Source organism: Caulobacter sp. 17J65-9 (assembly GCF_010975005.1).
Classification (GTDB): domain Bacteria; phylum Pseudomonadota; class Alphaproteobacteria; order Caulobacterales; family Caulobacteraceae; genus 17J80-11.
The window spans coordinates 1-16,822 of sequence record NZ_JAAIVC010000070.1 but is presented as its reverse complement, the minus strand read 5'-3'; the positions used below and the strand labels follow the sequence as shown (position 1 = coordinate 16,822).

The 16,822-nt window shown below is 70.1% G+C and carries 20 protein-coding genes; 11 read left to right on the top strand and 9 right to left on the bottom strand.

Features of this window, described 5'->3' with window-relative positions:
* Window positions 1–150: 150 nt before the first annotated feature.
* Window positions 151–1,686 carry an FAD-dependent oxidoreductase gene (locus G3573_RS11905; protein ID WP_163261303.1) on the bottom strand — a complete coding sequence of 512 codons (1,536 nt, stop codon included), beginning with the start codon at window positions 1,684–1,686 and terminating at the stop codon, window positions 151–153.
* Window positions 1,687–1,823: 137 nt separating this feature from the next.
* On the opposite strand from G3573_RS11905, the gene G3573_RS11900 reads away from it, so the two are divergent.
* The 6 genes from G3573_RS11900 (at window position 1,824) to G3573_RS11875 (ending at window position 5,080) form a co-directional block, all read left to right on the top strand.
* On the top strand, window positions 1,824–2,606 hold the full coding sequence (locus tag G3573_RS11900) for an RNA methyltransferase (RefSeq protein WP_163261302.1): 783 nt from the start codon (window positions 1,824–1,826) through the stop codon (window positions 2,604–2,606).
* Window positions 2,607–2,722: 116 nt separating this feature from the next.
* A complete protein-coding gene (locus tag G3573_RS11895) occupies window positions 2,723–2,929 on the top strand; it encodes a hypothetical protein (RefSeq protein WP_163261301.1) in 207 nt (68 codons plus the stop codon).
* Between the two features lie 143 nt (window positions 2,930–3,072).
* Window positions 3,073–3,312, top strand: coding sequence for a BolA family transcriptional regulator (locus G3573_RS11890; protein ID WP_163261300.1), 240 nt, complete (start codon window positions 3,073–3,075; stop codon window positions 3,310–3,312).
* A gap of 6 nt (window positions 3,313–3,318) precedes the next feature.
* Window positions 3,319–4,260 (top strand): aldo/keto reductase, encoded by a 942-nt coding sequence (locus G3573_RS11885; protein ID WP_163261299.1) that lies wholly within the window; start codon window positions 3,319–3,321, stop codon window positions 4,258–4,260.
* Window positions 4,261–4,313: 53 nt separating this feature from the next.
* Entirely contained in the window at window positions 4,314–4,658 is a 345-nt protein-coding gene (grxD, locus tag G3573_RS11880; protein WP_163261298.1) for a Grx4 family monothiol glutaredoxin, read from the top strand.
* Window positions 4,655–5,080, top strand: coding sequence for a thioesterase family protein (locus tag G3573_RS11875; RefSeq protein WP_163261297.1), 426 nt, complete (start codon window positions 4,655–4,657; stop codon window positions 5,078–5,080). Before grxD ends, G3573_RS11875 begins: the two co-directional genes overlap by 4 nt.
* A 184-nt stretch (window positions 5,081–5,264) precedes the next feature.
* On the opposite strand, the gene G3573_RS11870 is transcribed toward G3573_RS11875, so the two are convergent.
* Window positions 5,265–5,648, bottom strand: coding sequence for a hypothetical protein (locus G3573_RS11870; RefSeq protein ID WP_163261296.1), 384 nt, complete (start codon window positions 5,646–5,648; stop codon window positions 5,265–5,267).
* A gap of 160 nt (window positions 5,649–5,808) precedes the next feature.
* Between G3573_RS11870 and G3573_RS11865 the strand changes: the two genes are divergently transcribed.
* On the top strand, window positions 5,809–6,942 hold the full coding sequence (locus G3573_RS11865) for an NADH:flavin oxidoreductase/NADH oxidase (protein ID WP_163261295.1): 1,134 nt from the start codon (window positions 5,809–5,811) through the stop codon (window positions 6,940–6,942).
* A 127-nt stretch (window positions 6,943–7,069) separates the two neighbouring features.
* On the opposite strand, the gene rpsD is transcribed toward G3573_RS11865, so the two are convergent.
* The gene (gene rpsD / locus G3573_RS11860; RefSeq protein ID WP_163261294.1) at window positions 7,070–7,687 is read right to left on the bottom strand and encodes a 30S ribosomal protein S4; all 618 of its coding nucleotides are present in this window, start codon (window positions 7,685–7,687) and stop codon (window positions 7,070–7,072) included.
* Window positions 7,688–7,871: 184 nt separating this feature from the next.
* Window positions 7,872–8,279, bottom strand: a complete 408-nt coding sequence (locus G3573_RS11855) for a hypothetical protein (protein ID WP_163261293.1) — start codon at window positions 8,277–8,279, stop codon at window positions 7,872–7,874.
* A 155-nt stretch (window positions 8,280–8,434) separates the two neighbouring features.
* Here G3573_RS11855 and G3573_RS11850 point away from each other — a divergent pair, with 155 nt between their 5' ends.
* The 3 genes from G3573_RS11850 to G3573_RS11840 all read left to right on the top strand — a co-directional run bounded on the left by G3573_RS11850 (window position 8,435) and on the right by G3573_RS11840 (window position 11,424).
* Window positions 8,435–9,490, top strand: a complete 1,056-nt coding sequence (locus G3573_RS11850; protein WP_163261292.1) for a hypothetical protein — start codon at window positions 8,435–8,437, stop codon at window positions 9,488–9,490.
* Window positions 9,491–9,610: 120 nt separating this feature from the next.
* Entirely contained in the window at window positions 9,611–10,780 is a 1,170-nt protein-coding gene (locus G3573_RS11845) for a hypothetical protein (protein WP_163261291.1), read from the top strand.
* Between the two features lie 119 nt (window positions 10,781–10,899).
* Window positions 10,900–11,424, top strand: a complete 525-nt coding sequence (locus tag G3573_RS11840) for a DUF3617 family protein (RefSeq protein ID WP_163261290.1) — start codon at window positions 10,900–10,902, stop codon at window positions 11,422–11,424.
* A gap of 27 nt (window positions 11,425–11,451) precedes the next feature.
* Here G3573_RS11840 and fghA read toward each other — a convergent pair whose 3' ends face one another.
* From fghA to G3573_RS11820, 4 genes are all read right to left on the bottom strand, one after another.
* Window positions 11,452–12,324, bottom strand: a complete 873-nt coding sequence (gene fghA, locus G3573_RS11835; RefSeq protein WP_163261289.1) for an S-formylglutathione hydrolase — start codon at window positions 12,322–12,324, stop codon at window positions 11,452–11,454.
* A gap of 26 nt (window positions 12,325–12,350) precedes the next feature.
* Complete coding sequence (locus G3573_RS11830; RefSeq protein ID WP_163261288.1) at window positions 12,351–12,653, bottom strand: hypothetical protein; 303 nt, start codon at window positions 12,651–12,653, stop codon at window positions 12,351–12,353.
* Between the two features lie 154 nt (window positions 12,654–12,807).
* Complete coding sequence (locus G3573_RS11825) at window positions 12,808–13,917, bottom strand: S-(hydroxymethyl)glutathione dehydrogenase/class III alcohol dehydrogenase (protein WP_163261287.1); 1,110 nt, start codon at window positions 13,915–13,917, stop codon at window positions 12,808–12,810.
* Between the two features lie 290 nt (window positions 13,918–14,207).
* Complete coding sequence (locus tag G3573_RS11820) at window positions 14,208–15,725, bottom strand: M20 family metallopeptidase (protein ID WP_205598223.1); 1,518 nt, start codon at window positions 15,723–15,725, stop codon at window positions 14,208–14,210.
* Between the two features lie 130 nt (window positions 15,726–15,855).
* Here G3573_RS11820 and G3573_RS11815 point away from each other — a divergent pair, with 130 nt between their 5' ends.
* Window positions 15,856–16,545, top strand: coding sequence for a hypothetical protein (locus G3573_RS11815; RefSeq protein WP_163261286.1), 690 nt, complete (start codon window positions 15,856–15,858; stop codon window positions 16,543–16,545).
* A gap of 4 nt (window positions 16,546–16,549) precedes the next feature.
* Here the strand turns inward: G3573_RS11815 and G3573_RS11810 are convergent.
* On the bottom strand, window positions 16,550–16,822 hold a 273-nt coding region (locus G3573_RS11810), incomplete at its 5' end, for a hypothetical protein (RefSeq protein WP_205598222.1).

The window sequence follows — 16,822 nt, the reverse complement described above, 5'->3', positions numbered from 1 at the left end:
ACCCGGCGCACGGTGGCCGCGACGGCGGCGGTGACCGCGCCCGTCTACGCCGCCCCGGTCGCGGCCGCGGCGGTCTACTCGCCGGGCTGCGTGGCGGTCGTCGACAGCTACGGGCGCACGATCTACCGCTGCCCCTGAGCTGAGCCGGCCCTAGGCGGGGACCGCGCAACCCTCCCAGGCCGCGGCCTGGGCCAGGGAGGCGCGGTCGCGCCCGAGCGTGGCGACGGCCAGCACCCGGCCGTCCTTGCGGTAGCGGATCAGGGCGTCGTGCGCGGCCAGCGATCCCTCGACCTCGGCCGCGTCCCAGCCCGGGGCGTAGCCGACGTAGCGGATCTCCAGGCCGTAGTGGTGGCTCCAGAAGAACGGCGGCCCGGCGGCGGGCGCGTCCAGCCCCAGCATGGACGCGGCGGCGACCTGGCCCTGGCGCTCGGCGGCGACCCAGTGCTCGACGCGAGCGCGGCCGCCGGAGACCGGCTCCGGATAGCTGGCGATGTCGCCGGCGGCCCAGACGCCGGCCGCGCTGGTGCGGAAGGCCTCGTCGACCAGCACGCCGTTCTCGACCTTCAGGCCGGCCTGCTCGGCCAGCTTGACGCGCGGACGCACGCCGACGCCCAGCACCACGAAGTCGGCCGCCAGCTGCTCGCCGCCGGTCAGCTTGAGGATCCCGCCGGCGAACGCCTCGACGCCGCGGCCCAGGTGGAAGACCACGCCTTCGGCTTCATGCAGTGTACGGACGAATTCGCCGACCTCGCGGCCCAGCACCTTCTGCATGGGGACCTCGTCGGGGGCGACCACGTGCACCTCCAGGCCCCGCGCGCGCAGGCTGGCGGCGACCTCCAGGCCGATGAAGCTGGCCCCGATCACGGCCACGCGCGCGCCAGGGGCGGCCGCGGCGATGATCGCGCGGCTGTCGGCCAGCGAACGCAGGGTGAAGACGTTGGGCGCATCGAAGCCGGGCAGGGGCAGCCGCACAGGCTCGGCCCCGGTCGCCAGCAGCAGGGCGTCGTAGGCGTGGTGTTCGCCTTTGGCGTCCTTCAGGCGGCGCTTGCCCGGCGACAGCTCGACCACCTCGGCGCCCAGCCGCAGGTCGACAGCGTTGTCGCGATAGAAGGCGTCGTCGCGCAGCGGGATCCACTCTTCCGGCGCGGTCCCCGCCAGATAGTCCTTGGACAGGTTGGGCCGGTCGTAGGGCGCGTCGGCGTCGGCGCTGAACATGGTCAGCCGCCCCTCATAGCCCAGCCGGCGCAGCCGCTCGGCCGCGGCGAAGCCGGCGGCGCCGCCGCCGACGATGACGATCTTGTCGGGCCGGTTCCAGCGCCAGGGCAGGCTGGGCTTCCGCGGCGTGTCGGTCAGCTTCTCGCGCACGAACAGCCGGTCGCCCGAGGTCTCCACCTTCCAGCGGTCCAGCCGGGAGAAGGCCGGGGCGGCCAGCGCCTCGCCCGTGGCCAGGTCGAAACAGGCGTGGTGCCAGGGGCAGCGCACCGTGCGCCCGACCGCCAGCCCCTCGGCCAGCGGCCCGCCGTAGTGAGTGCAGCTGCCGCTGACCGCGTGCAGCTTTCCGTCCACCCGCGAGACCAGCACCGACTGGTCGCCGACCCGGCCGGCCAGCACGCCGGTCTCCGGCACGTCGGCGAGCAGGACGCCCTGGCTCAGGTCCGGTCCCTGCGGCGCGGTGGTCTCGGCCATGTCGGATCTCCTGCGGCGCCGATTGGATGCGGGCGGTCGAACGAGGTTCCCGCAAAGCACGGCCGCGGTCCACCCGCAGAGCGCCGGCGCCGGTTCTCCGGTGACGGCCGGGGCGGAGCGGCGTAAACGCCTCGCCCATGACCGAGCTCGTTCCGCCCTGCGTGATCCTCAACGAACCCCAACTGGCCGAAAACATCGGTGCGGTGGCGCGGGTGATGGCCAACTTCGGCCTCAGCGACCTGCGCCTGGTGCGCCCGCGCGACGGCTGGCCCCAGGAGCGGGCCTGGGCCTCGGCGTCGGGCGCCAACTGGCCGCTGGACGGGGCCAAGGTGTTCGAGCGGATCGAGGACGCGATCGCCGACCTGCGGCTGCTCTACGCCACCACCGCGCGCCCGCGCGAAACCCAGCTGCCGGTGATCACGCCGCGCGAGGCGGCCGCGAACCTGTACGACGCCAGCGCCGAGGGCCTGGGCGTGGGCCTGCTGTTCGGCGGCGAGCGGGCCGGGCTGGAGACCCACGACATCGCCCTGTCGCAGGGCATCGTCACCATTCCGATCGACCCGAAGTTCCACTCGCTGAACCTGGCCCAGGCGGTGGCGGTGAACGCCTACGAGTGGCGCACGCGGGTGCTGGACGCCCCGCCGCCGCGCTTCCGTGAAGGCCCGCCGCCGGCCGACCAGGCGATGATGATCGGCCTGTACGAGCAGCTGGAGCACGAGCTGGACGAGGCCGGCTTCTTCCATCCGCCGGAGAAGCGCCCCTCGATGGTGCGCAACCTGCGCGTGGCCCTGTCGCGGGCCCGGTTCTCCGACCAGGAGGTGCGCACCTTCCGCGGCGTGGTCACCGCGCTCAGCCGCGGGCGCGGCCGGGTGCTGGCCAAACTGGCGGCGGCCAAGGAGGCACAGAAACCGCAGGGGTGAACCGACGCGGCGGGGCGCGAAGCAACTCGCACGGCGGCCGTGAGTTTGAAGAGGCGCAACTTCGTCCGTTTGCGGCGCAGGCTCCGGCCGCGCCGATCGTTGCCGGAGCGCGAGCCATGGGCCGCGGTATGAAGCGCCTCTTCATCTTCCTGACCATCCTCTACTGGGTGGCCATGGGCGCGTGGGCGCTGGACGGGACCTCCGTCGGCTTCGATTCCGAGGACGTCAGCGGCGACCGGATCGGGTTTGCGCTGGGTCTCTACGCCTTCGCCTTCGGCATCGGCTGGACCATTTGCGGCTTCCTGCCGAAGAGCCGGGATTAACCCTTCCGCTCGTCGTCCCGGATAAGCGTGGCGCTACGTCGGGATGACGGAACGAGGCTGATACGCTAGGTGGCCGGAGCCCGGCCGCCGTAGGCGGATGTTAACCGGAATCCGCCATTCACCATCCCAGAGAGGACCCGCCCATGCCCATGTCGCAGGACGATCTGAAGGCGCATATCCGCGAGGCGTTCCCCGACGCGGACATCGTCATCCAGGACCTGGCCGGCGACGGCGACCACTATCGTGCGAAGATCACCTCCAAGGCCTTCGCCGGCGTGCCGCGCGTGAAGCAGCACCAGATGGTCTACGCGGCCCTCAAAGGCAAAATGGGCGGCGAACTGCATGCCCTCGCGCTGGAGACCAGCGCGCCCAGAGAGGACTGAAAGCGCGTGCGCTACCGTCAGTTCGGCCGGTCGGGCATGACCCTGTCGGCCATCACCCTGGCCCTCACCGACGAAGCGACCATGCGCGGGCCGCAGGTCTGCCGCGAGCTGATCTATGCGGCGCTCGAGCAGGGCATCAACAGCTTCCACATGGCCAGCGCCGATCCGGACCTGCCGGCCATCGTCGGCGAGGCCCTGCAGGTCGTGGACCGCAACCTGGTGTTCGTGTCCCAGCGCCTGGGCGTGGTCGCCGACGGCCGCAGGACCACGCGCGACTTCTCGGGCGAGGCGCTGAGCGCGGCGGTCGACCACGCGCTGGAGACCTCCAGCCTCGAGCAGATCGACCTGGTCATGCTGGACAACCCCAGCGCCGACGAGTTTCCGCAACGCGCGCTTTCGGCGCTGAAGGCCCTGCGTTCGGTCGGCAAGGTGCGCCTGCTGGGCGTGGCCGGCGACAACGACGCCATGGAGGCCTACGTCTCGACCGGCGCCTTCGACGTGCTGGCGACGCCCTACCACCTGCGCTCGGGCTGGAAGGAGCGCAACCGCCTGAAGGCCGCGGTCGGCCTGGACATGGGCGTGCTGGCCTACGACTGGTATCCGGCCGAGCTCTCCAGCCCGAAGAAGGTGGAGGCCATGACCCAGCCGCAGCCGGCGCGCCGCGGCTTCCTGTTCGGCGGCGCCAAGCCTGCGCCGGCGGCCCCGGCCAACAGCCCGCTGCAGGGCATGGGCACCTACGCCTTCCTGCACCAGACCAAGGGCTGGACCGCGGAGGAGATCTGCCTGGCCTACGCCCTGACCGAGCCGGCGGTGGCCAGCTGCATGGTTTCGGCGGGCGACGCGGCCCGCCTGGCCTCGTTGGGCGCGGTGCCGGATCGCGACCTGCCGTCGGGCCTGCCGGCCCAGATCGAGATGGCCCGCTTCGGGCCGGACCATTCGTCGTCTTGACCCGGCGGGATCAGGCCCCTAGCTCAGGCTCGAGATTCTTAAGGGGTATCCCCGTGACCGAAGCCGCCGCCGCCGATCCCGTCCACGCCTTCATCGCCGACACCGTCGGCCAGAACGACGTCGTCCTGTTCATGAAGGGCACGCCCGACCAGCCGCGCTGCGGCTTCTCCTCGGTGGTGGTGCAGATCCTCGACCACCTGGGCGTCGGCTTCGTGGGCGTGGACGTGCTGCAGGACGAAGACCTGCGCAACGGCATCAAGTCCTACTCCGACTGGCCGACCATCCCGCAGCTCTACGTGAAGGGCGAGTTCGTCGGCGGCTCGGACATCGTGCGCGAGATGTTCCAGTCGGGCGAGCTGGCGCCGTTCTTCACCGAAAAGGGCGTGTCGGCGGCGTGAGGAACGCCTTCCAGCCGCCGGCCGACCGGAAGGTCTTCACGCTTCCGCTCGAGATCCGCCCCGAGCACATCGACGACAACGGCCACGTCAACAACGTGGTCTATGTCGGCTGGCTGCAGGACGTCGGCACGGCGCACTGGAATTCGCTGTTCCCGGCCGACGAGCGGGCCAGGTGGTCGTGGGTGGCGCTACGCCACGAGATCGACTACCGCCGCCCGCTGATGCCCGGCGACGCCGCCCGGGCCGTGACCTGGGTGGGCGAGCCGAAGGGCCCGCGCTTCGACCGCTTCGTGCTGATCGAGGGCCCGAACGGGATCGCCGCCCAGGGCCGCACCGAGTGGTGCCTGGTGGACGCCCAGACCATGCGTCCGGTGCGCATCCCCGACGTCATGCTGGAGCCCTTCGCCCAGGCGGCGGAGTAAACCGCTTTTTCCTTCTCCCCTTGCGGGAGTGGCGCGCGGAGCGCGTCGGATGAGGGGTGCCTGCGCGGCGCTCGAACCGTCTGACGCGACCACGCCCCTCATCCTGACGCCCCGGCGCCGACACCCCTCATCCGGCCGGCTCCGCCGGCCACCTTCTCCCGCAAGGGGAGAAGGGGAGCTCATGTCACCACGGCATGAAGCTGTTCTGCACCTCGACCACCTGCTCCTTGGAGAGGCCCAGCTCCTCCAGGCTCCAGGTCAGCCACACGCCTTCGCGCATGAAGGCGCGGCAGTTGTCGGGCTTCAGGCGGACCACGGCGATCTTCGGGCGCGGGCCCGAGCGGTCGACGCGCGCTTCGACGTTTTCCTTGTTGGTGCAGCCGTTGGAGTTCAGGCGGGCGGAGAAGCCGCGCTCGTCGAACTGTGCGCCGTAGATCGATTCAAAGCGGGACGAGGCCGGCGTGGTGACGCGCACGTCCGTGTCGGTGTCGGCGGCCACGATCACGCAGCCGGACAGGGCGGGCGTTACGGCCAGGGCGGCGACGACGGCGAGAGACTTCACGTTCATAGGGTTGGAGATCCCCGTTCTTGATGACGGGGCTACCTGCGCCGTTTCGGGCTGAACCGCACGTGAACAATCGGCAAGACGGGCGGGTTCGGACGCGCGGGTTGAAACCGGCGGCGGAGAACTTAGCTGTTCAGCCGGATCCGCAACACAGGTTGTTTCAATGACGCGTCTGTTCTCCCCGATCCAGCTGGGCGGCCTGACCCTGCCCAACCGGGTCGTCGTCGCTCCCATGTGCCAGTACAGCGCCGTCGACGGCGTGCCCCAGCCCTGGCACGCCATGCATCTGGGCTCGCTGGCCGTCGGCGGCCCCGGCCTGGTGATCGTGGAGGCGACGGGCGTGGAGGCGGCCGGGCGCATCTCGCCCGGCGACACCGGCCTGTGGAACGACGCGCAGGAGGAGGCCTTCGCCAAGCTGCTGGCCGGCGTCCGCACCTATTGCGACACCCCGATCGGCGTCCAGATCGCCCACGCCGGGCGCAAGGCCTCGACCAACGCGCCCTGGAACCGCCATGGCGCGCCGCTGACGCCGGAGGAGGGGGCCTGGACGACCTTCGCCCCCTCGGCCGTGCCGTTCGACAACGGCTGGCATACGCCTGAAGCGCTGGACGAGGCCGGCCTGGCGCGCGTGCGCGACGCCTTCGCCCAGGCGGCCCGGCGCGCCGACCGCGCCGGCTTCGACGCGGTCGAGCTGCACGCCGCCCACGGCTACCTGCTGCACGAGTTCGCCTCGCCCCTGTCGAACAAGCGCGAGGACCGCTACGGCGGCTCGCTGGAGAACCGCCTGCGCTTCCCGCTGGAGGTCGCCGCGGCCGTGCGCGAGGCCTTCCCGCGCGGCAAGGCGCTGGGCGCGCGCATCACCGGTTCGGACTGGATGGAGGGCGGGATCACGCCGGACGAGGCGGTGGTGTTCGCCGCCGGGCTGAAGGCGCTGGGCTACGACTTCGTGGACGTCACCAGCGGCGGGGTCGCGCCGCGCGCGCCGATCCCGGGCGCCGAGCCCGGCTACCAGGTCAGCTTCGCCGAGCAGGTGAAGCGCGAGGCCGGCCTGCCGACCATGGCGGTCGGCATGATCGTCGAGCCGGCCCAGGCGGCGGCGATCGTCGCCTCCGGCCAGGCCGACATGGTCGCGGTCGCCCGCGGCTTCCTGGACGACGCGCGCTGGGCCCTGCACGCGGCCGCCAAACTCGGCGACGAGGTTCGGCCGCCGGTGCAGTACGCCCGCGTAGTTCCGCAGCACTGGCCGGGCTGGCGGCTGGCGCATCCGACCCTCGAGGAGAGCGCCAGCGAGGCCTGACGGCGCGATAGCTGAAAGTGGCCGCCGGTTTCAGCGGCCATCGCGCCGTAATCTCGGAAATGGCGCAAAAAGAAAGGGCTCCCCGAGGGGAGCCCTTTCCAGATCCGTCGGTCGGATACGGCGTCGATTAGGACGCGTAGTATTCCACGACCAGGTTCGGCTCCATCTTCACCGGGTACGGCACTTCGGCCAGTTCCGGGGCGCGGACGAAGCGGACCGAGAAGCCGCGGTCGCCTTGCTCGATGTAGTCCGGGATGTCGCGTTCGGCCGACTGCAGGGCTTCCAGCACCAGGGCCATGTTGCGCGAACGCTCACGCACTTCCACGACGTCGCCGGCCTTCACGCGGTAGGAGGCGATGTTGACGCGCTTGCCGTTCACCAGCACGTGGCCGTGGTTGACGAACTGACGGGCTGCCCAGACGGTCGGCACGAACTTGGCGCGGTAGACCACCGCGTCCAGGCGCGACTCGAGCAGCGAGATCAGGTTTTCCGAGGTGTTGCCCTTGCGGCGCGCCGCTTCCTCGTAGGTGCGGACGAACTGCTTCTCGGTGATGTTGCCGTAGTAGCCCTTCAGCTTCTGCTTGGCCTTCAGCTGCAGGCCGAAGTCCGAGACCTTCGACTTGCGGCGCTGGCCGTGCTGGCCCGGGCCGTAGGAGCGCTGGTTGACCGGGGACTTCGGGCGACCCCAGAGGTTTTCACCCATCGCCCGGTCGAGCTTGTACTTCGCGTTATGACGCTTCGACATAAGTCGTCTCTTTCACTCGACGCGGGCCGGCGATCCCCCGATGGGACCGCGATTTCAACGGCGGCGCTCACGTCACCCGTCATACATTTCCGGCGCGCAAGCCAGGAGCCGCGCGGGAAAGCGGGCCTTATGGCGGGGCGGCGCGGGGGAGTCAACCGCGAGGGCGGCCACAGCGTTTGCAGGCTTAAGCTGCGGGATAACGGAAGGGTGGCGCCGCCTGCAAAGCCGGTGACAATTGGACCGTCGCTTCCAACTCAGCAAGCGTTCGCCGCGCTCGGCTCAGGGGGTGGTCCGGAAACATCTCGTCGTACTTGCGATCCTCTGACAGGTTCCGCGTCAGCGGTCCCTTTTCGGCAGTGTCGTAAGGATCGCTCAGCCAATCGGAGAAGTGCTCAGGATCAGCGGAAAGCGCACCCTTGGCCGTAAGCATCGCCATGATGGTCGCGTCTCGCATGCCAGTGACGCCGATTTCGAGACACTGAACCTTCACGACGAAGCTGCAATCGCGGAAGGGGAAGGTCAGGGCGGCAATGTACGCGCGGCCAGTCGGCTGTTGGGGGGCCTTGAAGATCGAGCGCTCCGCCTTCGGCATACGGCGAAGCCGGGACGCCGTAAACGAGCCGTCTTGCGTCCAGGCCTCTTCACTGACCCGCCTCGCATAACGGCGGTCGGCTTGACCGAGCCGAATGGACCCACATACTGCCGGTGCGGGCGGGGCAATTCTCCATGACTTCTATGGAAAGGATCATGGGCGCGGCCTGGCTCGCCCTCGCCGGCCTCGGCTATGTCGCGATGTCGATCACGCACATCCTAGTCGTTCCCTTGATTGGGCTCGTGGCGATCCCGTTTCTCCCGATCCCGACGGTGTTCGTCTATTTCAGCGGCTTCCTTCTGCTCTACATCGTCCTGCGGGTGACGCTGGGACGCGCGGCCCGCGCCGGACGGGGAAGGGCCACCGTGGTCGTTGTCGCCGTCGGCATGACCCTCCTCGCGGGCTGGCTGACCCCACGCATCGGCGACCATGCGATCGAGCGGAAGGTCGCGGCGATCCGCGCAGGGGAGAGAGCGTCGGCCGTCAGGCTGGAGCCGGTGAAATCAGTGGCGCTGGTACGCCTGCACGCGGTCTACCGACCTTCCCTCAACTGCGACGAGTTCTGCACCGCCTTGCTGCTTTCCGGCTATGCGCAGGAGGTCCTGGTCGCCGCCCACGAAACCCGTGCGACAGAGCCGCCGGCGGGACTGACGGCGGTGCGCTACACTCTGGCGGCCGATGCAGCCGGATGCGCCACGTCGCAAGCGGAGTGGTTCGCCTATCTGTCGACGCTTCCCGTCGACAAGGCTCTCCGGACGGATGATTTCCGTACCGCCTTCGAGGATCGCTACGGCTCATGCGTCGCGGGGGCGCCAGCGCACAAGATCGAGGCCGACCTCGTCTTGATCAGGTCGACACCCTACACCCCAGCGAACCTCGTCTTCGCCCGCGTCGACTGGGACCTCGCACCGCTCTCGATCATCGACGTGGTCCGAGCCGTCGACCGCCGGGGCGGCGGGAACATCGAGCTATTCCGCCGGACAAACTACGTCGCCAGTCGGCTCAAGCGACCCATGTTCATCAATCCGATAACGAAGGCTTGGGGCAGTTCGCCTTACGTGGACACGAACCCGACGCCTTTCGAGGACTCGTGGTGGAGCGTCGTGTCAAACCGGCAAGCGATCTTCGAGAAGGCGCTCGCCGTGGGCCTGGAGGCGCAGTCGCCCCGGCCCGCACTCACCGGGATCCCGGCCGAATGGACGGTGTCCTGAAGGCAAGCCGCCCTCTCGCCTAAAGGCCTAGGACGTCCCGAACCGCAGCGCCGAACACGCGCTCCCTCCCGCAGTTGAGGGGCGTCCGGCCCACGGGCCGGCGCTTCGGGAGTTCTAAGCATGCCCCTCAACATCATCCAGCCCGTCATCTACGGCGTTCACCCCGGCCGGATCGCCGACAACACAGTGACCGGCGGCGTCACGATCAGCGCCCCGGACCTGACCCCGGTGACCGTGGTCGGCCTGTCCGACGTGCTGGCCGGCTTCGCCAGCGGCCGCGGCAACACCGTCAGCGCCGAAGGCTTCGAGGACACCTCGATCGGCGGATCGCTGACGGTGAAGGACTTCGCCCAGACCGGGAACAACACGGTGTTCGCGGAATCGAAGGGGCCGGCGAGCGCGGCCGGGGATGCGTTCACGCTCACCGGCTCGGCCCGGGGCGGCCACAACACCGTCACCGCCATGTCCAACGCGGACTCGTTCGCCTTCGGCGACGCCCAGAACATGAACGGCCTGGCCCAGGGCGGCCACAACAACGTCACCGCCGAGAGCTCGCAGCAGTCCGCCACCGCCTTCGGCGACGCCCAGACCATGAGCGGCCACGCCCAGGGCGGCCACAACTCGGTGACGCTCGTCTCCGCCCTGGAGGGGACCGCCTATGGCGACGCCCTGGCCATGAGCCAGTTCGCCAGCGGCGGCCACAACACCGTCACCGCCTCCACCCTGGAGGGCCGGGTGCAGACGCTGTACGGCGACGCCGGGACGATGAGCGGCCACGCCTCCGGCGGCGGCAACACCCTGACGGCGACGACCGACACCTCCACGATCATGTTCGGCGACGCCGGCACGCTGAAGGGCCACGCGCGCGGCGGCGGCAACACCCTGATCGGCTCCAGCGCCGGCGAGAACCCGACCGTGCGGGTCACCAACACCATGTACGGGGACGGCCACGACCTGCTCGACTTCGCCTCGGGCGGCGGCAACACCCTGGTCAGCGGCCAGAGCGCCGAGGACACCATGTGGGGCGGCGCCGCCGTCGTCTCGCCGTTCGCGACCACGCGGGCCAACAGCTTCGTGTTCGATCCCGGCAACGGTCACGACACGATCATGGACTTCCGCTCGGGCCGCGATCACATCGACCTGCAGGGCTTCGACTTCGCGAGCTTCGAGGACCTTCAGCAGGACTTCCACCAGACCCCGGCCGGCCTGGAGATCGTCTTCGACACCGCTGACAGCATCCTGCTTTCGGGCGTGGACCACGTCGTGGCCAAGGACTTCATCTTCACCTGAGCGGGGTTGATCGCGCCCGCGCCGGGCTTGGCCGCAAGCCGGCTTGAGCGGGCGCGGCGGGCGCGCGAGCGATCGGCGACCGGCTTCCGATCCTGGAAGCCCCTCGCTCGGAAGTTCGCATGCGCCGCCTGTTCCTGCTCTCCGCCGCCGCCCTGGCCCTGGCCCTGGCCGCCTGCGACCGCAAGGCCGACGCCTCCGCCGACAAGGGGGCGACTTCGACCGAGGCGGCCCCTGCCGGGGTGGTGCTGAACTCCGCCGGTCTGCCGAAGGTGCGGCCCGGGCTGTGGGAGGTGACCAGCACCGAAGACGGCGGCGAGACCACGAAGGTCGAGAAGCAGTGCGTCGGCGAAGAGGGCACGCGCGAACTGCGCGAGATCCTGACTCGCCGGGACACGCCGGAGTGCAAATTCACTCAAGGGCTCAAGGCTGGCGGGTTCGTCGTGACGGCCGTTTGCGAGCAGGGGGGCGGTGTAAAGTCCCTGTTGACGGTGGTCTGGAACGGCTCGGAGACCGCGTTCGACATGAAGATGTCGGTCGGGGCCGAAACGCCTCAGGGCAAGGTCGACGCCGGTGAGATCCGCGCCAAGGGCCGCTGGGCCGGGGCCTGCCCGGCCGGCGTGAATCCGGGCGACGAGATCGAGTGAGGTCTTCCTCGCCTTCGGGCGAAGGAGTTACTGCACCTCGACCCGGCCGCTCAGCTTCACGCCGTCGCCGCCCAGGCGCGCGGCGTGGAAGGCCAGGTGGTCGTCGATGAAGGTCTGGATGAAGAAGTAGCTGTGGTCGTAGCCCGGCTGCATGCGGAGCGTCAGCGCCTGGCCGGCCGTCTCGCAGGCGGCGGCCAGCAGCTCCGGCTTCAGCTGCGCCTTCAGGAACGGATCGCTGTCGCCCTGGTCGACCAGGATGTCGTCGAAGGCGCCCGCGCCGACGCCGTCCTCGATCAGCAGGCTCGCATCGTGCGCCCGCCAGGCCGACCGGTCCGGGCCGAGATAGGCGGAAAGCGCCTTCTCGCCCCAGGCGCAGCGCGTCGGCGAGACGATCGGCGCGAAGGCCGACACCGATTTGAACAGGTCGGGATTGCGGAGCGCCAGGGTCAGGGCGCCGTGGCCGCCCATGGAGTGGCCGAAGATCCCGCGCGCGCCGGGGACCGTGTTGAAGCCGGCGTCGACAGCCTTCAGCAGGTCCTGGGCGACGTAGCTCCACATCTTGAAATGCGGGGCCCACGGCGCCTCGGTGGCGTCGACGTAGAAGCCGGCGCCCTGGCCCAGGTCGTAGTCGGGGCTGTCGGCCACGCCTTCGTCGCGCGGGCTGGTGTCGGGTGCGACCACGATCAGGCCGTAGCGCGCGGCGGCGCGGTAGGCGCCGGCCTTCACCGTGAAGTTCTCCTCGGTGCAGGTCAGGCCCGACAGCCAGACCACCACCGGGAACGGACCCTCGCCGGCCGGCACGAAGGCCGAGAACCGCATCGGCACGCCGGTCGCGGTGCTGAAGTGGCGGCAGTAGTTCAGCGTGCCGCCGAAGACGCGATGCTGGGCGAGGGTTTCCATCAGGCGAAGCTCCGTCGTTCTGCCGTCTATCCCGCTTTTCCCACGGGGCTGTCGTCCAAGCCGAACGTCTCAAGCTGGAAGGCGGTGGCCCAATTGGCGTACTGGACCTTGCGCTGCTCGATCGGTCCGTGAGCGTCAGTTTCCACGATCAGGTACGAGCGACCCTCGGGGTCCGCTCGAACGAAGATCAGTACGCAGCTGCTCTCGCGGGCGGGCTCTCGCTCGGTGCACATGGCGGACTCGGCCGGGGTCTGGCCGGCCTCGGTGACGTGCGGCCTCAACCCCTCTGCGTTCAGGATTGTGCGCAGCTCGGCGTAAGAATCGCCCACCAGCCCCTCGGGCGCGAAACCCGCTGGGGCCGATGCCGTCACCGCCGCGGGCTGTTCCCCCGCCCGCGGCTCGCTGCAGCCAGCCAACCATGCTGCTGCGACGCTTGCCGCGAAAATCGATACGCCTCGACGCCCCACGCGACTTCCCCTCTCCTCAGAAGACCACGACCGAGCGAATGCTCTCGCCCTTGTGCATCAGGTCGAAGGCCTCGTTGATGCGCTCCAGCGGCAGGACGTGGGTGATCATCGGGTCGATCTCGATCTTCCCGTCCATGTACCAGTCGACGATCTTCGGCACGTCGGTGCGGCCGCGCGCGCCGCCGAAGGCCGAGCCCTTCCAGACCCGGCCGGTGACCAGTTGGAACGGGCGGGTGGAGATCTCCTTGCCGGCCTCGGCCACGCCGATGATCACGCTCTCGCCCCAGCCGCGGTGGCAGGCCTCCAGCGCCGTGCGCATGACGTCGGTGTTGCCGGTGCAGTCGAAGGTGTAGTCGGCACCGCCGTCGGTCAGCGCCACCAGGTGGGCGACCAGGTCGCCCGAGACGTCCTTCGGATTGACGAAGTGGGTCATGCCGAAGCGGGCGCCCCACTCGGCCTTGTCCGGGTTGATGTCGACGCCGACGATCTTGTCCGCGCCGACCATCTTGAGGCCCTGAATGACGTTCAGGCCGATGCCGCCCAGGCCGAAGACGATGCAGTTCGAGCCCGGCTCGACGCCGGCGGTGTTCACGACCGCGCCGACCCCGGTGGTCACGCCGCAGCCGATGTAGCAGGCCTTGTCGAAGGGGGCGTCGGGCCGGATCTTGGCCACGGCGATCTCAGGCAGGACCGTGTGGTTCGAGAAGGTCGAGCAGCCCATGTAGTGGTAGATCGGCTGGCCCTTGTAGGAGAAGCGCGAGGTGCCGTCCGGCATCAGGCCCTTGCCCTGGGTGGCGCGGATCTTGGTGCACAGGTTGGTCTTGCGCGACAGGCAGCTTTTGCACTCGCGGCATTCGGGCGTGTAGAGCGGGATCACGTGGTCGCCCGGCTTCACCGAGGTCACGCCTGCGCCCACCTCCAGCACCACGCCCGCGCCCTCGTGGCCCAGGATCGAGGGGAACAGGCCTTCGGAATCCAGGCCGTCCAGGGTGTAGGCGTCGGTGTGGCAGATCCCCGTCGCCTTGATCTCGACCAGCACCTCGCCGGCCTTCGGGCCCTCCAGGTCGACCTCGACGATCTCCAGCGGCTTCTTGGCTTCGAAGGCGACGGCGGCGCGGGTCTTCATGGACGGGCTCTCTGGTTCGGCGAACGACGGCGGGCAGATGGCCCGCACGGGGCTGGGGCGTCAACACGCGATCCTTCTCCCCTTGAGGGAGAAGGACGGAGCCCGCGCGCCGGAGCGAACGCGAAGGCCTGCGCGGGAGGATGAGGGGTCGCGCTGCGGTCTGACATTGGAGGAGGGAGGTGAGGGGGCGGCCGATGTCGCGAGACCCCTCATCCTCCCGCGCGGACCTTCGCCCTGCCGGGCTCCGGTGCGCGGGCTCCGTCCTTCTCCCTCAAGGGGAGAAGGAGCGCTTATTTTTTCCCGAACAGCCCGCCGAACAGGCCGCCGCGGGCCTTCGGCTGGGGCGCGCCGGCGCCGACGGGCGTCGCGGCCGGAGCCGCCTTGGCCGGGGCGGTTCGGGCGTGGTGGTCGGCCAGCACCATGGCCACCACCTGGGTGACCTTCTCTCCGGTCGGGACGTGCAGGAATTCGTTCGGGCCGTGGGCGTTGGACTGCGGGCCCAGCACGCCGGTGATCAGGAACTGGGCCTTGGGGAATTTCTCGCCCAGCATGGTCATGAACGGGATCGAGCCGCCTTCGCCCATCAGGGCCGCCGGCGCGCCGAACGCCGCCTGCGAGGCCTTCTGCACCGACTCCTCCAGCCATGGCGCCAGCGGCGGAGCGTTCCAGCCGGGGTTGGCCTGCTCGGCCTCGAAGGTGACCGCCGCGCCGTAGGGCGGGTTGTCGGTCAGCAGCTTCTGCACCACCGCGGCGGCCTTCCCGGCGTCGGCCGTAGGCGGCAGTCGCACGCTGAGCTTGGCCGAGGTGAACGGGCGCAGCACGTTACCGGCCTGGCCCGCGGACGGCAGGCCGTCGGCGCCGACGGTGGCCAGCTGCGGGCGCCAGGTGCGGTTCAGGACCAGCTCGGCCGGGTCGCCGGTGACCGGCTTCATGCCGGGCTCGAACGGGAACTTGGTCCACACCTCGTCGCCCAGCGCGGCGGCGGCGCGCTTGGCCTGCTCGACCCGCTCGGCCGGGATGTCGACCCACAGCTCCTTGGGGCGGATCTCGCCGGTGGTCTCGTCCTCCAGGCGCGAGATCAGCTGGCGCAGGATACGGAAGCTGGAGGGCACCACGCCCGAGGCGTCGCCGGAGTGCACGCCCTCGGTCAGCACCTTCACCGTCAGCTGGCCGCCGATCAGGCCGCGCAGCGAGGTGGTCAGCCACAGCTGGTCGTAGTTCCCGCAGCCGCTATCCAGGCACACCACCAGCGACGGCTCGCCGATGCGGGCGGCCAGGTGGTCGACGTAGAAGGGCAGGTCGTAGCTGCCGCTCTCCTCGCAGGCCTCGATCAGGATCACGCAGCGGGCGTGGCCGACGCCCTGTTCGCGCAGCGCCAGGATGGCGGCCAGCGCGCCGAACATGGCGTAGCCGTCGTCGGCGCCGCCGCGGCCGTAGAGCTTGTCGTCCTTCAGCACCGGGATCCACGGCCCCAGGCCCTCGGCCCAGCCGCTCATCTCCGGCTGCTTGTCGAGGTGGCCGTACAGCAGGACGGTCTCCGGCCCGGTTCCGGGGATCTCGATCAGGATGACCGGCGTGCGGCCGGGCAGGCGCACCACCTCCAGACTGGCGCCCGGGACCGTCGCGATCTTGGCCCGCGCCCAGCCCTCCAGCAGCGTGACCGCCTGGTCCATGTAGCCGTGCTCGGCCCAAGCGGGATCGAAGTGAGGCGACTTGTTGGGAATGCGGATGTAGTCGGTCAGGACCGGCACGATCTCGTCGCGCCACACGCCGTGGACGAAGCCCTGCAGCTTGGCGGCGTCGATCATGGCGGAGGCTCCCTGGCGGCGACGGCGCCCATCTAGGCCGAACGATCCGTGTTCGTCGAGGCCATGGGAGAAGCTTGACAGTTGGTGTCGCGGCGTCGCTCCCTTGCCGCATCGCGGGGAGGAGACGGTCATGGCGGGTCCATGGAAGCGTGTCGTCTGCTTAGCGTTCGCTTTCTCGGCCGGCCTGTTGCTGTCGGCCTGCAACCTGGTCACCACCGAAGCGCCGCTGTTCACAGCCGCCGACGCCGCGCCGACGCCGCCGCTGCGCGAAGGCGTCTGGGTGGGCGGCAAGGACAAGGACTGCCGCTTCGACGAGAAGCGGCCGGTCAGCAGCTGGCCCAAGTGCGCCAACTGGTTCCTGGCCCGCGGCGACACCCTCAGCCACTATGACGCCGACAAGAAGGCCTGGGAGTACGCGACCCTGCGCAACGGGCGGGTCTCCACCTTCGAGGACGGCCAGTGGAAGGAGGAGGGCGGCTTCCTGCTGGTGGCTGGCGATCCGCTGATCGGTCAGGTCGGCGTGGAGAAGCCGGACCAGCCCAAGGAGTACCTCTACCTGGGCCTCCGCCCGACGCTCGACGACCAGGGGCGGGTGATTCAGATGAGCGCCTGGTTCGTGCAGTGCGGGCCGCCGCCGCCCCCGGCCAAGGATGGCGAAAAGCCGGCCTTCGCCACCCAGGCGCCGTTCGCGGGCATGACCATGGTCGAGAACAACTGCACGACCTCTTCCCAGGACGCGCTGCGCGCCGCGGCCAGGGCCAGCGAGGGCCTGGACACCACCATCCCGGCTGCGCGCTGGCTGCGCGACGGAGACAAGTAAGGCCTCAGGTCCGGGCGGCCAGTTCGGCGTCCATCCGCTCGAACAGGCGGGCCATGAACGCCTGGCAGGTTTCCCGGCGGGCCTTGTCGTAGGACCAGCGGGCGTGGCCGGAGAGACGCACCGCGCCTGTCGCGGCGCGTCCCGCCCAGGCCGCCTGGCCGGCCGCCTCGGCGGCCATCTTCACGGCCCAGGCGCAGTTGTGGCTGCGCGCCTTGGCGGGATCGCGCCGGTCGGCCCCGTTGAGCGCGGCGACCCGGGCGTCGGCGCGGGCCAGCAG

Bases quoted from the DNA above. Each gene is read 5' to 3' on its own strand.
- G3573_RS11865 (WP_163261295.1), top strand. From the start codon at position 5,809: ATGACGCGTCTGTTCTCCCCGATCCAGCTGGGCGGCCTGACCCTGCCC.
- fghA (WP_163261289.1), bottom strand. From the start codon at position 12,324: ATGGAAACCCTCGCCCAGCATCGCGTCTTCGGCGGCACGCTGAACTAC.
- G3573_RS11815 (WP_163261286.1), top strand. From the start codon at position 15,856: ATGGCGGGTCCATGGAAGCGTGTCGTCTGCTTAGCGTTCGCTTTCTCG.
- rpsD (WP_163261294.1), bottom strand. From the start codon at position 7,687: ATGTCGAAGCGTCATAACGCGAAGTACAAGCTCGACCGGGCGATGGGT.
- G3573_RS11900 (WP_163261302.1), top strand. From the start codon at position 1,824: ATGACCGAGCTCGTTCCGCCCTGCGTGATCCTCAACGAACCCCAACTG.
- G3573_RS11850 (WP_163261292.1), top strand. From the start codon at position 8,435: ATGGGCGCGGCCTGGCTCGCCCTCGCCGGCCTCGGCTATGTCGCGATG.
- G3573_RS11895 (WP_163261301.1), top strand. From the start codon at position 2,723: ATGGGCCGCGGTATGAAGCGCCTCTTCATCTTCCTGACCATCCTCTAC.
- G3573_RS11855 (WP_163261293.1), bottom strand. From the start codon at position 8,279: ATGCCGAAGGCGGAGCGCTCGATCTTCAAGGCCCCCCAACAGCCGACT.
- G3573_RS11825 (WP_163261287.1), bottom strand. From the start codon at position 13,917: ATGAAGACCCGCGCCGCCGTCGCCTTCGAAGCCAAGAAGCCGCTGGAG.
- G3573_RS11840 (WP_163261290.1), top strand. From the start codon at position 10,900: ATGCGCCGCCTGTTCCTGCTCTCCGCCGCCGCCCTGGCCCTGGCCCTG.
- G3573_RS11905 (WP_163261303.1), bottom strand. From the start codon at position 1,686: ATGGCCGAGACCACCGCGCCGCAGGGACCGGACCTGAGCCAGGGCGTC.
- G3573_RS11820 (WP_205598223.1), bottom strand. From the start codon at position 15,725: ATGATCGACGCCGCCAAGCTGCAGGGCTTCGTCCACGGCGTGTGGCGC.
- G3573_RS11870 (WP_163261296.1), bottom strand. From the start codon at position 5,648: ATGAACGTGAAGTCTCTCGCCGTCGTCGCCGCCCTGGCCGTAACGCCC.
- G3573_RS11845 (WP_163261291.1), top strand. From the start codon at position 9,611: ATGCCCCTCAACATCATCCAGCCCGTCATCTACGGCGTTCACCCCGGC.
- G3573_RS11890 (WP_163261300.1), top strand. From the start codon at position 3,073: ATGCCCATGTCGCAGGACGATCTGAAGGCGCATATCCGCGAGGCGTTC.